We start from the raw sequence: 13,803 nt of genomic DNA, 5'->3' as shown, positions 1-13,803 counted from the left end.
GGGTGCGGGGACGGCGGGGGCGCAGAGCCTCGACCCCGGATCCCTTGTGCCGAGCGTCGCACCGGGCAGCCTGCTCGGGGTCCCGTCGCTGAGCGTCGCCGCCCTCACGCAGTTGGGCGCCCCCATCCCGCTGACGTCCGTGCTCGGTTCGGTCGCCGCCGCCGGGTCCGGTGACTTCCCCCGCCCGGGCAGCTCCCAATCGCCCTCGGGGCCCGTCTCCACGCGCGACGGTTCGATCACGCAGACGACGGTGCGCCACATCGCCCCGCTGTTCCCGGGCTCGTTGAACCCCGTCGACCGCCGGGCGGAGGTCTGGACCGTCACATCGGCTTCGATGCAGCGGACCGTCCGGGTCGAGGTGTACCGGGCGCCGGACGGCGTGGACGCCCCCAACGTGTATTTCCTCGACGGCGTGGGAAGCGAATCCCCGTCGGGGTGGAGCACCGGGATGGGCTGGGGGGACCCGGCCCTGCGCGACCGCGCGGTCAACGTGATCGCGCCGACGGGTGCTCCGGCCTCCATGTGGTCGGACTGGCAGGCCGACGACCCGGTCCTGGGGCCGAACATGTGGGAGACCTTCCTCATCGACGAGCTCCCGCCCCTCCTGGAGCAGGGGCTGAGCGGTTCGGCCGCTCCGCTCGCGCACAACGGCAGCTGGGGGGTGATGGGCCTGTCGATGGGTGCTTCCGCGGCCGTTCACCTGGCCAACACCAACCCGGGGATGTTCGACGCGGTCGCCGGGATCAGCGGCGCCTACTCCACGACCGACGAGCTGGGTTACCAGTACGCGCGGTTGACCGTGGCCGCGCGGAACGGCGACGCCACGAACATGTGGGGCCCGCGGGGGTCCCAGGCGTGGCGGGACCACGACACCGTGGCCGACCCGTCCGGACTCGCCGGCAAGACCGTGTACCTCAGTGCCGCCACGGGCCGGGTGGGCTCGGCCGAGCTGGGGCACTTCGGCAGCAACGAGATGATCCTCGTGGACGGGCACGTCCTCGAGAAGGGCTCCTACGAGAGCACCAGGAAGCTCGAGTCCGCCCTGGCCGGAGTCGCGGGGGTCGACCTGCGGATGAACTACATGCCGACCGGCATCCACAACTGGCCCGTCTTCGTGACCCAGATGCTGCCGGGGATGGATCACATCCTGTCGGGTCTGGCGCCGGCGGTCCCGAGCCTCCGGCCGGCGTCCGGGGGAGTGGATCCCGGTTCCGCCGGCTCGGCGGGGTCGCTGGGGTCGACCGGATCGGCCGGCTCCCTCGGCGGCTGAGGGCGATTTGGGGCTCGGGCGCCGGGACCCCTACACTGGAACAGTTGCCCGTGGTAGCCGCGTCGCGAGACCGGTGCGGGTGACGTGGCCGCGTGTGTCGGGTCGGAATCCGGCACACATCTGAACAAGCCTGGTCAGGAGAACCATGATCCAGCAGGAGTCGCGACTCAAGATCGCCGACAACACGGGTGCCAAGGAGATTCTCTGCATCCGCGTTCTCGGCGGATCCAAGCGTCGCTACGCAGGCGTGGGCGACATCATCGTCGCCACCGTCAAGGACGCCATCCCCGGTGGCAACGTCAAGAAGGGTGAGGTCGTCAAGGCCGTCATCGTGCGCACCGCCAAGGAGCGCCGTCGCCCGGACGGCTCGTACATCAAGTTCGACGAGAACGCCGCCGTCATCATCAAGAACGACAACGACCCGCGTGGTACCCGTATCTTCGGGCCCGTCGGTCGCGAACTGCGCGACAAGAAGTTCATGCGCATCGTCTCGCTGGCTCCGGAGGTGCTCTGACATGAAGGTCCACAAGGGCGACACGGTGCTCGTCATCGCCGGCAAGGACAAGGGCGCCAAGGGCAAGGTCATCCAGGCCTTCCCCGCGCAGGAGAAGGTCCTCGTCGAGGGCGTGAACCGCATCAAGAAGCACACCGCCAACTCGGCTGCCGAGCGTGGCGCCTCCTCCGGTGGCATCGTCACGCAGGAGGCCCCGATCCACGTGTCCAACGTGATGGTCGTGGACGCGGACGGCGCCCCGTCGCGCGTCGGAATCCGCACCGACGAGAACGGTAAGCGCGTCCGGGTCTCGCGCAAGACCGGGAAGGACCTGTGACCATGACCGAAACCGCACTTCCCACCGGGTACACGCCGCGTCTCAAGGCGCGGTACAGCGCCGAGATCAAGCCGGCCCTGAACGAGACGTTCGAGTACGCGAACGTCATGCAGATCCCGGGCGTCGTCAAGGTCGTCGTCAACATGGGTGTCGGTGACGCCGCCCGTGACGCCAAGCTGATCAACGGCGCCATCACCGACCTCACGCTGATCACCGGCCAGAAGCCGCAGATCCGCCGGGCCCGCAAGTCCATCGCGCAGTTCAAGCTCCGCGAGGGGATGCCGATCGGCGCGCGTGTGACGCTGCGCGGTGACCGCATGTGGGAGTTCCTCGATCGTCTGACGACGATCGCCCTCCCGCGAATCCGCGACTTCCGTGGCCTCTCGGGCAAGCAGTTCGACGGTCACGGCAACTACACCTTCGGGCTCAACGAGCAGACCATGTTCTACGAGATCGACGTGGACAAGGTCGACCGCCCCCGCGGCATGGACATCACGGTCGTCACGACCGCGACGAACGACGAAGAGGGTCGGGCGCTGCTCAAGCACCTCGGCTTCCCCTTCAAGGAGGACTGACCTCACGGGTCAGGGCCGGACCGGCCGTCCGCGCCGGGGCACCGCATCAGCGGGTCCCCGGCGACGGGCAGACGGCCCAGCCGTCGGGTCGCGGGTGGCGAGAAGAGCGCCACGCGCGGCGGGTCCCCCGCAGATCGTCAGACGATCGGCGGGCCCCACACAACAGAACATTCGAACTCTTCGTGATAGGCCCACGACGGACACGGCCGGCCCACAGGTCGACCGCGCCCGTGCTGCATGGGAACCGTGACGAGAAAGGAACATGGTAAATCCATGTCGATGACCGACCCCATCGCGGACATGTTGACGCGTGTGCGTAACGCCAACTCGGCGTACCACGACACCGTCTCCATGCCGCATTCCAAGATCAAGGGCAACATCGCGGCGATCCTCAAGCAAGAGGGTTACATCACCGACTACGCCGTCGAGGACGCCGAGGTGGGCAAGAAGCTCACCATCGACCTCAAGTACGGCCCGTCGCGCCAGCGCAGCCTGCAGGGCATCAAGCGAGTCTCCAAGCCGGGTCTCCGCGTGTACGCCAAGTCCACCGGCCTGCCCAAGGTCCTCGGCGGACTGGGTATCGCGATCATCTCGACCTCCCAGGGTCTGCTCACGGACCGTCAGGCGAACTACAAGAAGGTGGGCGGGGAAGTCCTCGCCTACGTCTGGTAAGGGGGCGAGAAATGTCACGAATCGGCAAGGCTCCGATCACCGTTCCGTCCGGCGTCGACATCAAGGTCGACGGCCAGACCATCACCGTCAAGGGTCCCAAGGGTGAGCTCACCCAGGATCTCCCCGCACCGATCACGGTGTCGGTCGAGGAGGGCACCATCACGGTGAACCGTCCCGACGACCACCGGGACAACCGGTCGCTGCACGGCCTCTCCCGCTCCCTGGTCAACAACATGGTCGTGGGCGTCACCGAGGGTTACGTGCAGAAGATGGAGATCTTCGGCGTGGGTTACCGCGTCGTCGCCAAGGGCACGGACCTCGAGTTCGCCCTCGGCTACTCGCACCCCGTGCCGATCGCGGCACCCGACGGCATCACGTTCGCCGTCGAGGGCGCCACGAAGTTCTCGATCTCCGGGATCGACAAGCAGCAGGTGGGCCAGATCGCCGCCAACATCAAGCGGCTGCGGAAGCACGACCCGTACAAGGGCAAGGGCATCCGTTACGAGGGCGAGCAGGTCCGTCGCAAGGTCGGAAAGACGGGTAAGTGACCATGAGCAGCACAAAGAAGCGTTCCCCGCTGGGTACCGACGTCTCGACAGCACGTCGTGTCGGCCGTACCCGGCGCCACTACCGCCTCCGCAAGAAGGTCGCCGGTACCCCCGAGCGTCCGCGGTTGGTCGTCAACCGGTCCTCGCGCCACATCCACGCCCAGATCATCGACGACCTGGCCGGCCGCACGCTGGCCGCCGCGTCGACGATCGAGGCCGATGTCCGCACTCTCGAGGGCGACAAGAAGGACCGCAGCGCGAAGGTCGGCCAGCTCCTGGCCGAGCGCGCCAAGGCCGCCGGCATCGATGCCGTCGTGTTCGACCGTGGTGGTAACAAGTACCACGGCCGGATCGCGTCCCTGGCCGACGCCGCCCGCGAGGGTGGGCTGGAGTTCTGATGACCAAGACCACTGCACTGACCCTTAACGGAAGGACCGTCTGATGCCGGGACGTCAGCGTCGTGACGGCGGAAGCACCGGGCCCGCCGCGGACAACAAGACCACCACCAACGACAACGCCCAGGGCGGCCGCAGCGGCGGCGGCGGGGGCCGTGGCCGTGGCGGAAACGATCGTCGCGGTGGCCGCGACGACGAGAAGTCACAGTTCATCGAGCGCGTCGTCACCATCAACCGCGTCTCCAAGGTCGTCAAGGGCGGTCGGCGGTTCAGCTTCACCGCCCTCGTGATCCTGGGTGACGGCAACGGCATGGTCGGCGTCGGCTACGGCAAGGCCAAGGAGGTGCCGGCGGCGATCCAGAAGGGGTCGGAGGAGGCCCGGAAGAACTTCTTCCGCGTCCCGCTCATCGGCTCCACCATCCCGCACCCGATCCAGGGTGAGGCGGCCGCGGGCGTCGTCATGCTCCGTCCGGCCTCGCCGGGTACCGGTGTGATCGCGGGCGGCGCGGCGCGTGCCGTGCTCGAGTGCGCCGGCGTGCACGACATCCTGTGCAAGTCGCTGGGGTCGGACAACGCCATCAACGTCGTCCACGCCACGGTGACCGCGCTCAAGGGTCTCCATCGTCCCGAGGAGGTCGCGGCCCGCCGTGGTCTGCCCATCGAGGACGTCGCACCCGCGGGCATGCTCCGCGCACGTGCCGGACAGGGGGCGTAGATCATGGCCAACCTCAAGATCACCCAGGTCCGCGGCACTGTCGGGACCAAGCAGAACCAGAAGGACTCCCTGCGGACGTTGGGACTCAAGGGCATCCGGAAGACGGTCGTCCGTGAGGACAACGCTCAGACCCGGGGTCTCATCAACGTCGTGAACCACCTCGTCGTGGTCGAAGAGACGGAGTGAGCATGACCATCAAGTTGCATCACCTGCGCCCGGCACCCGGCGCCCACACCGACAAGATCCGCGTGGGTCGCGGTGAGGGCGGCAAGCGGGGCAAGACCGCCGGTCGCGGTACCAAGGGAACCAAGGCACGCAAGAACGTCCCCGCGGCGTTCGAGGGTGGCCAGATGCCGATCCACATGCGTCTTCCGAAGCTCAAGGGCTTCAAGAACCGCAACAAGGTCGTCTTCCAGGTCGTCAACGTGTCCGACATCCAGCGGTTGTTCCCCTCCGGTGGGCAGGTCGGCGTCGCCGAGCTCGTCGCCGCGGGGGCCGTCCGCAAGAACCAGCCGGTCAAGGTCCTGGGCGACGGGGACATCTCCGTGGCCGTGACCGTGGCCGTCGACAAGGTGTCCGCGTCGGCCAAGACCAAGATCGAGGCCGCCGGCGGAAGCGTGTCGGAGGCCGGGGCCTGAGTCCCCGACCGGCCCCCGACGGGGCCGGATGACGGGTGCAGGGGTCGGGTCCGAGAGTCTCGGATCCGGCCCCTGCGCTCATCTTGATACAGTTTTTCTTGTTGTGCGTTCGGGGTGCGGCACCACTGCCGTCGGTCTGACCCTCCCGGCGCATCTGCATTCGACGAAGGCGGCGGCTACGGGCCGTCCATGACCAGGAGGACATGTGCTCTCCGCACTCGCGTCCGCGATCAAGGACACGGATCTGAGGAAGAAGATCTTCTTCACCCTCGGGATCATCATCCTCTACCGCATCGGCGCGCAGATCCCGTCGCCCGGTGTCGACTACCCCAAGCTCCGGGGACTCCTCGACACCGCGATGACCGGGGACAACGCGCAGTTGTACTCCCTGGTCAACCTGTTCTCCGGCGGCGCACTCCTGCAGTTGTCCGTGTTCGCGATCGGCATCATGCCGTACATCACGGCGAGCATCATCGTGCAGCTGCTCACCGTGGTGATCCCCTACTTCGAGCAACTCAAGAAGGAGGGGCAGTCCGGTCAGGCCAAGATGACGCAGTACACGCGTTATCTCACCATCGCGCTCGCGGTGCTGCAGTCCGCCGGCATCGTGGCGCTCGCCGACCGGGGTCAGCTGCTCGGCAACGGCGAGTCCGTCCTCATGGACGGCGACATCCTCACCCTGGCCACCATCGTCATCGTGATGACCGCCGGCGCAGCCCTCGTCATGTGGTTCGGTGAGCTCATCACCGACCGCGGCGTCGGCAACGGCATGTCGCTGCTGATCTTCGCCGGCATCGCCTCGCGGATCCCCGCCGAGGGCGTCAACATCTACCAGAACTCCTCGACGCTGAAGTTCGCCGCGGTCATGTTCGCGGTGGTGCTGATCGTGGTCGCCGTCGTGTTCGTCGAGCAGGGCCAGCGCCGCATCCCGGTCCAGTACGCCAAGCGCATGGTCGGCCGTCGTCAGTACGGCGGCACGTCGACCTACCTGCCGCTCAAGGTCAACCAGGCCGGCGTCATCCCCGTGATCTTCGCGTCGTCCATGATGTACGTGCCGATCCTCATCACCCAGCTGATCCAGGGACCCGAGCCCGCCGCGGACGGGTTCTGGCAGCGGTACGTCATGCAGTACCTGCAGAACCCCTCGAGCTGGGGTTACATCCTGCTGTACTTCGCCCTGATCATCTTCTTCGCGTACTTCTACGTGGCCATCCAGTTCGATCCGATGGAGCAGGCCGAGAACATGAAGAAGTACGGTGGCTTCATCCCCGGCATCCGCCCGGGTCGCCCGACGGCCGAGTACCTCGGGTACGTGCTCAACCGCATCCTGTTGTTCGGTTCCCTGTACCTCGGGTTGATCGCGGTGCTGCCCAACGTCTTCCTCGACATGGGTAGCGGGGGTGGAGACATGCAGAACATGCCGTTCGGTGGCACCGCTGTGCTCATCATGGTGTCGGTGGGTCTCGACACCGTGAAGCAGATCGAGGCTCAGCTCATGCAGCGCAACTACGAGGGCTTCCTCAAGTAGTCGCCCGCACCCCCGAGCACATCACACCGAAAGAAAGGCTGGTCCTCACCATGCGTCTCGTCCTCCTCGGCCCCCCCGGCGCCGGCAAGGGAACCCAGGCGGCCCTGCTGTCGGAGAAGCTCGGGATCCCGCACATCTCCACGGGTGACCTCTTCCGGGCCAACATCTCCCAGGGGACGGACCTCGGCAAGGAGGCCAAGTCCTACATCGACGCCGGGAACCTCGTTCCCGCCGACGTCACCAACCGGATGGTCGAGGCGCGTATCGGTGAGCCCGACGCGACCGAGGGGTTCCTGCTCGACGGCTACCCCCGCAGTGTCGAGCAGGCCGACGCGCTCAAGGGCATGCTCGCCGAGGCGGGTCTCGAGCTCGACGCCGTGATCGAGTTCAAGGTCGACGAGGACACCGTGGTCGCGCGGATGCTCGCCCGCGGTCGTGAGGACGACACGGAGGACGTGATCCGCAACCGCATGTCCGTCTACCGGTCCGAGACGGCCCCCCTCCTCGAGTACTACGGCGACGATGTCACGACCGTCGACGCCGTGGGCGAGGTCGACGAGATCAACGCACGGGCCCTCGCCGCGCTGGATCGCTGAGCAGTCGTGTTCGGTCGGTCGCGCACGAGCGTGGTGACAGCGCGCACTCCCGGCGAGCTGGACGCGATGGAAGAGGCCGGCCGGATCGTCGGTCGTGCGCTCGTCGCCGCGCGCGAGGCGGCGGTTCCGGGCGCGACCACCGCGGATCTCGACTCCCTGGTCGACCAGCTGATCCGGGACGCCGGTGCGGTCCCGTCCTTCAAGGGGTACGAGGGGTTCCCCGGGTCGATCTGCTCCTCCGTCAACGAGGTGGTCGTCCACGGGATCCCGGGACCCACCACCGTCCTGCAGGAGGGCGACCTGGTCTCGGTCGACTGCGGCGCGGTGCTGGACGGGTGGCACGGCGACTCCGCGTGGACCTTCGGCGTGGGCGAGTTGGACCCTCAGGTGGCCCTTCTCAACCAGGCGACGCGGGAGGTGCTCGCGGAGGGCATCCTCGCCATGACTCCCGGTAGCCGCCTGACGGACGTCTCGCACGCCCTGGAGACCGCCACGCGTCGCGCGGAGCAGCGTCTCGGCGTCACCCTCGGGATCGTCGACGGGTTCGGCGGGCACGGCATCGGTCGTGAGATGCACGAGTGGCCGTTCCTCGCCAACGAGGGCAAGCCGGGCAAGGGGCCGCGGCTCCAGGAGGGGTCCGTCCTGGCCGTCGAGCCCATGCTCGTCCTGGGTGGCGAGACCGACACCCGCACCCTGTCCGACGACTGGACGGTCGTCACGGTGGACGGGTCGCCGTCGTCACACTGGGAGCACACGGTCGCCGTCACCGCCGACGGCCCCCGCGTGCTCACCGTTCGGCCCACGGACTGAGCGCGGTCGCGGGGGACCGGTGCCGGGCCCTCCGGGCCTCAGGTTAGAGTGTTCCCACTGTTGACCACCGGCCTGAAAGGTCAGGGCATGCTCGTTCACCCCCACGTGCGCCGAACCACGATCACACCGACGCGCTCGGCTGTGGCGGCTGTCCTCACGATGGTGGTGATCCTGGCCCAGATGGCGGGACCGACCCCGTCCGCGGCCGCGCAGTCGCTCATGGAGGGCGGACAGGGGTCCCTGATGGAGGACCCCCAGCCGGCGCCGTTCTATCACGCGGACCCCGCGGTGCTCGCGGCCGCGGGTCTCGGACAGGTGATCAACACCCGGGTCGTGACCATGCCCGCGTTCCTCGGGTACGAGGTGACGGAGATCGCGTACCGGTCGACCGACACCCGGGACCGTCCGATCCTCGCGACGGCGACGGTGGTCCGGCCGCCCCACGCGCGCCCGAACGGCCCCGTCCTGAGCTACCAGCACTACCTGAACGCACTGGGGCAGAGCTGCGCCCCCACCGAGACCCTGGTCAACCCGACCCTCGAGACGGTGCAGGACAACGCGATGGCGTTCCTGCGGGTCCGGCTGGACCAGGGCTGGACGGTGCTCATCCCCGATCATCTCGGTCCCAAGGTCGCCTACCCCGGGGGACAGCTGTCCGCGCGGATCGTGCTGGACGGGATGCGGGCCGTCCGCGACGACCCCCGGTTCGACGCCCGGCACAGCCGGTTCGGGGCGCTGGGGTACTCGGGTGGCGGGATCGCCAGTGCCTGGGTGTCGCTCATGCACGACGACTACGCACCGGACGTCAACCTGGTGGGGGTCGCCCAGGGCGGCATCCCGACGGACATGACGACGATGGCGCGGATGATCGGCAACTGGCCGCACCCCGCGTTCGGGTTGGCCTTCGCCGCCGCCGTGGGGATGGCTCGGGAGTACCCGGAGGACATCCGTCTCGAGGAGAAGCTCACCCCCGAGGGCTGGGCGCTGTTCGAGCGGATGAAGGGCAGGTGCACGGCCTCGCTGCTGGTGTACGGCGCGTTCCGGTCCGTGCCCATGGTCCTCGAGGGGGGAGACCTGCTCGCGGAGGAGGGCCTGATGCGGGCCTTCGCGGAGAACAGCGTGCGCCTGACACCGGACGTCCCCCGGGTGCCGGTGTTCATGTGGCATTCCCGCACCGACCCGCTGGTGCCGTTCTGGGACGCGGAGGAGACCGCCACGCGTTACTGCCGCGAGGGGACCCCGCTCACGTGGGAGCCGGGGTTGGCGCCCGAGCATCTCCTCGGCGCGGTGGAGAAGTTGCCGGCCGCGATGAACTGGCTGCAGCAGCGCTTCGACGGCGTGCCGGCAGGACGCGCCTGCTACGGGTGAGCGCCGATTGGCACTAGAACGACCACTGACGTAGGCTTATACGTCGGTGTGCCCACCAGTGCACCAGAATCCGGTAGACGACATCCGGGGAATCGTGGAGGACCGTAACCAGCATGGCAAAGAAAGACGGAGCCATCGAGGTCGAGGGCCGAGTTGTCGAGCCGTTGCCGAACGCAATGTTCCGCGTCGAGCTCGAGAACGGACACAAGGTCCTCGCGCACATCAGTGGGAAGATGCGGCAGCACTACATCCGCATCCTCCCCGAGGACCGGGTGGTCGTCGAGCTGTCACCGTACGACCTCACCCGCGGTCGGATCGTCTACCGCTACAAGTAAAGCGCTCAACTCCCTGAACCAGCCGCCTCTGAAGTACCTGGTCGAGGCGGGTACCACACCCCTGGATGCGGAGGCCAGGGCCCCGGACGGATGCTCATCGTGAGATGACCATGCGGCATCGGGGACGGTCGGGGAGCAGACCTACCGCACGACGAAAGAGAAACGCCACATGGCACGTCTTGCCGGCGTTGATCTCCCACGTGACAAGCGTATGGAGATCGCGCTCACCTACATTTTCGGCATCGGTCGCACGCGGGCCGTCGAGATCCTCGAGCGGACCGGGGTCAGCCCGGACCTGCGCACCAAGGATCTCACCGACGAGCAGCTGACCGTCCTTCGTGATGACATCGAAGGCAACTACAAGGTCGAGGGTGACCTCCGCCGTGAGATCCAGGGCGATATCCGCCGGAAGATCGAGATCGGCAGTTACCAGGGCATCCGCCACCGCCGGGGTCTCCCCGTCCGCGGTCAGCGGACCAAGACCAACGCCCGCTCCCGCAAGGGCCCGAAGAAGACCGTCGCCGGAAAGAAGAAGTAATGCCCCCCAAGTCACGCGCTGCGGGCCCCAAGAAGACGGGCCGTCGCAGGGAGAAGAAGAACGTCGCTCACGGCCAGGCCCACATCAAGAGCACGTTCAACAACACGATCGTCTCGATCACGGATCCGTCCGGCGCCGTTCTGGCCTGGGCGTCCTCGGGCCACGTCGGTTTCAAGGGCTCGCGCAAGTCGACGCCCTTCGCCGCCCAGCTCGCCGCCGAGAACGCGGCCCGCAAGGCGCAGGAGCACGGCATGAAGAAGGTCGACGTGTTCGTCAAGGGCCCGGGTTCGGGTCGTGAGACCGCCATCCGTTCGCTCCAGGCCGCCGGCCTCGAGGTCGGCACGATCTCCGATGTCACCCCCCAGCCCCACAACGGCTGTCGTCCGCCCAAGCGGCGTCGAGTCTGAGCCGGAAGGAACGTAGAGAACCATGGCACGTTACACCGGCCCCGTCACCCGCAAGTCCCGCCGTCTGGGCGTGGACCTCGTCGGTGGGGACACCGCATTCGAACGTCGGCCCTTCCCGCCCGGCCACCACGGCCGCGCGCGGATCAAGGAGTCCGAGTACCGCACCCAGCTGCAGGAGAAGCAGAAGGCCCGCTTCACCTACGGCGTGATGGAGAAGCAGTTCCGTCGCTACTACGAGGAGGCCAACCGCCGGGGCGGTAAGACCGGCGAGAACCTCCTCCAGATCCTGGAATCGCGTCTGGACAACGTCGTGTACCGCGCGGGTCTCGCGCAGACGCGTCGCCAGGCACGCCAGCTCGTGAGCCACGGTCACTTCCGGGTCAACGACCAGAAGGTGACCATCCCGAGCTACCGGGTGTCGCAGTACGACATCATCGACGTCCGTCCCAAGTCCACCAAGATGGACTGGTACGAGATCGCCACCGAGATGCTCGGCGAGCGTCCCGTCCCGGCGTGGCTGCAGGTCGTCCCCACGACGCTCCGCATCCTCGTGCACCAGCTTCCCGAGCGCGCGCAGATCGATGTGCCGCTGCAGGAGCAGTTGATCGTCGAGCTCTACTCGAAGTGATCTGTCCTCCCCCGTCGCCGGGCGGGCCGCACATCGCGGCCCGCCCGGCGACGGTGGGTTACTACGGCGTCAAATAGCGGACGCCGAGAATCGAAAGAGGTAGCACATGCTCATCTCCCAGCGGCCCACCCTCACCGAGGAGGTCGTCTCCGAGAACCGCTCGCGGTTCGTGCTCGAGCCCCTCGAGCCCGGTTTCGGCTACACCATCGGCAACTCCCTGCGTCGCACGCTGCTGTCGTCCATCCCGGGCGCGGCCGTGACCAGCATCCGCATCGAGGGTGTCCTGCACGAGTTCACCACCGTGCCGGGCGTCAAGGAGGATGTCACCGACATCATCCTGAACCTCAAGGGCCTGGTCGTCTCGTCCGTCGAGGACGAGCCGGTCACCATGTACCTCAAGAAGCAGGGCCCGGGAGCCGTCACCGCCGGTGACATCGTCCCGCCGTCCGGCGTCGAGGTGCACAACCCGGACCTGCACATCGCCACTCTCAACGAGAAGGGCCGTCTGGAGATCGAGCTGGTCGTCGAGCGCGGTCGTGGCTACGTCCCCGCGGGGCTCAACAAGGACGCGGGACACGAGATCGGCCGCATCCCGGTCGACTCGATCTACTCGCCCGTCCTCAAGGTCACCTACAAGGTCGAGGCCACCCGTGTGCACCAGCGCACGGACTTCGACCGCCTGGTCCTGGACGTCGAGACCAAGAACTCGATGACCGCCCGTGACGCCCTGGCGTCCGCGGGCAAGACGCTGGTCGAGCTCTTCGGCCTGGCACGTGAGCTCAACGACGAGGCCGAGGGCATCGAGATCGGGCCCAGCCCGGCCGAGGCCGATCACATCGCCGCCTACGGCATGCCGATCGACGACCTGGACCTGTCCGTCCGGTCCTACAACTGCCTCAAGCGCGAGGGTGTCCACACCGTGGGCGAGCTCGTGGCGCGCAGCGAGTCGGACCTGCTCGACATCCGCAACTTCGGTCAGAAGTCGATCGACGAGGTCAAGGTCAAGCTCGTCGAGCTCGGCCTGTCGCTCAAGGATGCGCCCCCCGGGTTCGATCCCGCCTCGGTCGCCGGCTACGACGCCGAGACCGGGACGTGGACCGACGAGGGCGGCGAGGATTACGCCGAGACCGAGCAGCTCTGACGAGCTCTCAGCACACCATTCCTAGGAGAATCTGATGCCCAAGCCCAAGAAGGGCGCCCGCCTCGGCGGATCCCCGGCCCACCAGCGGCTCATCCTGTCGAACCTGGCCACCCAGCTGTTCGAGCACGATGCGATCCGTACCACGGAGACCAAGGCGAAGCTGCTTCGTCCGTACGCGGAGAAGCTCATCACCAAGGCGCGCCGCGGCACGCTGGCCGACCGTCGTGAGGCCGCCAAGCTCGTCCGCAACAAGGACGTCCTGCACAAGCTGTTCGCCGAGATCGGCCCCCGGGTCGCCGACCGCGACGGTGGCTACACCCGGATCGTCAAGCTCGAGAACCGCAAGGGCGACAACGCGCCCATGGCGATGATCGCGCTCGTCACCGAGCCGCTGGCGTCCGCCGAGGCCACGCGCGCCACCCGCGCCGCCGCCTCCAAGAAGTCGGCCGACACCTCGGCCACGGAGTCCACCGACGACGTGACCACCGATGAGGTGACCGCCGAGGCCGAGGCCAACAGCCCGATCGCCGATCAGGTGGAGGCCGCCGACGACGCCGACGTGGACACCGCCGAGGAGACCGCCGACGCGGTGTCCGAGGACACCACCCACGCCACCAGCGAGGACACCGACAAGGCCTGAGTCGCGTCAGGCCCGATCCGTCACGGATCCGGTGTGAGGGCCCCGCCCACCGCGTCACGCGGTCGGCGGGGCCCTCGTCGTCGTCCGGTCGTCGTCCCGGCGGTCCCCGTCAGAGAACGGCGCCCACGGCCTCGGCCATCGCGCGGTGCCCCGCCGCGGTCGGGTGCAT

20 protein-coding genes are annotated in these 13,803 nt (G+C 67.8%); all 20 read left to right on the top strand.

Annotated elements, in window-relative coordinates:
- The coding region (locus G6017_RS03780; RefSeq protein WP_182616013.1) for an alpha/beta hydrolase at nucleotides 1–1,270 on the top strand (1,270 nt) is incomplete at its 5' end.
- A 145-nt stretch (nucleotides 1,271–1,415) separates the two neighbouring features.
- The gene (gene rplN / locus G6017_RS03775; protein WP_095717592.1) at nucleotides 1,416–1,784 is read left to right on the top strand and encodes a 50S ribosomal protein L14; all 369 of its coding nucleotides are present in this window, start codon (nucleotides 1,416–1,418) and stop codon (nucleotides 1,782–1,784) included.
- Between the two features lies 1 nt (nucleotide 1,785).
- Nucleotides 1,786–2,100 carry a 50S ribosomal protein L24 gene (gene rplX / locus G6017_RS03770; RefSeq protein ID WP_179525919.1) on the top strand — a complete coding sequence of 105 codons (315 nt, stop codon included), beginning with the start codon at nucleotides 1,786–1,788 and terminating at the stop codon, nucleotides 2,098–2,100.
- 2 nt (nucleotides 2,101–2,102) lie between these two features.
- Nucleotides 2,103–2,675, top strand: a complete 573-nt coding sequence (gene rplE, locus G6017_RS03765) for a 50S ribosomal protein L5 (RefSeq protein WP_179525918.1) — start codon at nucleotides 2,103–2,105, stop codon at nucleotides 2,673–2,675.
- Nucleotides 2,676–2,948: 273 nt separating this feature from the next.
- Nucleotides 2,949–3,347, top strand: a complete 399-nt coding sequence (gene rpsH, locus G6017_RS03760; protein WP_179525917.1) for a 30S ribosomal protein S8 — start codon at nucleotides 2,949–2,951, stop codon at nucleotides 3,345–3,347.
- 11 nt (nucleotides 3,348–3,358) lie between these two features.
- Complete coding sequence (rplF, locus tag G6017_RS03755) at nucleotides 3,359–3,895, top strand: 50S ribosomal protein L6 (RefSeq protein WP_179525916.1); 537 nt, start codon at nucleotides 3,359–3,361, stop codon at nucleotides 3,893–3,895.
- A gap of 2 nt (nucleotides 3,896–3,897) precedes the next feature.
- Nucleotides 3,898–4,293, top strand: a complete 396-nt coding sequence (gene rplR / locus G6017_RS03750; RefSeq protein WP_241730653.1) for a 50S ribosomal protein L18 — start codon at nucleotides 3,898–3,900, stop codon at nucleotides 4,291–4,293.
- A 43-nt stretch (nucleotides 4,294–4,336) separates the two neighbouring features.
- On the top strand, nucleotides 4,337–5,005 hold the full coding sequence (rpsE, locus tag G6017_RS03745; protein ID WP_182616011.1) for a 30S ribosomal protein S5: 669 nt from the start codon (nucleotides 4,337–4,339) through the stop codon (nucleotides 5,003–5,005).
- Nucleotides 5,006–5,008: 3 nt separating this feature from the next.
- On the top strand, nucleotides 5,009–5,191 hold the full coding sequence (gene rpmD, locus G6017_RS03740) for a 50S ribosomal protein L30 (protein ID WP_017838209.1): 183 nt from the start codon (nucleotides 5,009–5,011) through the stop codon (nucleotides 5,189–5,191).
- Nucleotides 5,192–5,193: 2 nt separating this feature from the next.
- A complete protein-coding gene (gene rplO / locus G6017_RS03735; protein ID WP_179525914.1) occupies nucleotides 5,194–5,643 on the top strand; it encodes a 50S ribosomal protein L15 in 450 nt (149 codons plus the stop codon).
- Between the two features lie 205 nt (nucleotides 5,644–5,848).
- Nucleotides 5,849–7,171 carry a preprotein translocase subunit SecY gene (gene secY / locus G6017_RS03730; RefSeq protein WP_179525913.1) on the top strand — a complete coding sequence of 441 codons (1,323 nt, stop codon included), beginning with the start codon at nucleotides 5,849–5,851 and terminating at the stop codon, nucleotides 7,169–7,171.
- Between the two features lie 50 nt (nucleotides 7,172–7,221).
- Complete coding sequence (locus G6017_RS03725; RefSeq protein ID WP_182616009.1) at nucleotides 7,222–7,767, top strand: adenylate kinase; 546 nt, start codon at nucleotides 7,222–7,224, stop codon at nucleotides 7,765–7,767.
- 6 nt (nucleotides 7,768–7,773) lie between these two features.
- Entirely contained in the window at nucleotides 7,774–8,577 is an 804-nt protein-coding gene (gene map / locus G6017_RS03720) for a type I methionyl aminopeptidase (protein ID WP_182616007.1), read from the top strand.
- A 141-nt stretch (nucleotides 8,578–8,718) separates the two neighbouring features.
- On the top strand, nucleotides 8,719–9,945 hold the full coding sequence (locus G6017_RS03715) for a lipase family protein (RefSeq protein ID WP_347237938.1): 1,227 nt from the start codon (nucleotides 8,719–8,721) through the stop codon (nucleotides 9,943–9,945).
- A gap of 113 nt (nucleotides 9,946–10,058) precedes the next feature.
- Nucleotides 10,059–10,280, top strand: a complete 222-nt coding sequence (infA, locus tag G6017_RS03710) for a translation initiation factor IF-1 (RefSeq protein ID WP_010541191.1) — start codon at nucleotides 10,059–10,061, stop codon at nucleotides 10,278–10,280.
- A 169-nt stretch (nucleotides 10,281–10,449) separates the two neighbouring features.
- The gene (rpsM, locus tag G6017_RS03705; RefSeq protein WP_179525910.1) at nucleotides 10,450–10,818 is read left to right on the top strand and encodes a 30S ribosomal protein S13; all 369 of its coding nucleotides are present in this window, start codon (nucleotides 10,450–10,452) and stop codon (nucleotides 10,816–10,818) included.
- Nucleotides 10,818–11,225 carry a 30S ribosomal protein S11 gene (gene rpsK / locus G6017_RS03700; RefSeq protein WP_017838216.1) on the top strand — a complete coding sequence of 136 codons (408 nt, stop codon included), beginning with the start codon at nucleotides 10,818–10,820 and terminating at the stop codon, nucleotides 11,223–11,225. The genes rpsM and rpsK overlap by 1 nt, the downstream gene beginning before the upstream one ends.
- A 22-nt stretch (nucleotides 11,226–11,247) precedes the next feature.
- Nucleotides 11,248–11,853, top strand: coding sequence for a 30S ribosomal protein S4 (gene rpsD, locus G6017_RS03695; protein WP_179525909.1), 606 nt, complete (start codon nucleotides 11,248–11,250; stop codon nucleotides 11,851–11,853).
- Nucleotides 11,854–11,959: 106 nt separating this feature from the next.
- Entirely contained in the window at nucleotides 11,960–12,994 is a 1,035-nt protein-coding gene (locus G6017_RS03690; RefSeq protein WP_067716627.1) for a DNA-directed RNA polymerase subunit alpha, read from the top strand.
- A 34-nt stretch (nucleotides 12,995–13,028) separates the two neighbouring features.
- Nucleotides 13,029–13,634 carry a 50S ribosomal protein L17 gene (gene rplQ, locus G6017_RS03685; protein ID WP_182616005.1) on the top strand — a complete coding sequence of 202 codons (606 nt, stop codon included), beginning with the start codon at nucleotides 13,029–13,031 and terminating at the stop codon, nucleotides 13,632–13,634.
- Nucleotides 13,635–13,803: the final 169 nt, after the last annotated feature.

This window comes from Dietzia sp. B44, from assembly GCF_014145245.1.
Taxonomy (GTDB): domain Bacteria; phylum Actinomycetota; class Actinomycetes; order Mycobacteriales; family Mycobacteriaceae; genus Dietzia; species Dietzia natronolimnaea.
The sequence above is the reverse complement of the archived record's forward strand: the minus strand, read 5'-3'. Positions and strand labels throughout refer to the sequence as shown.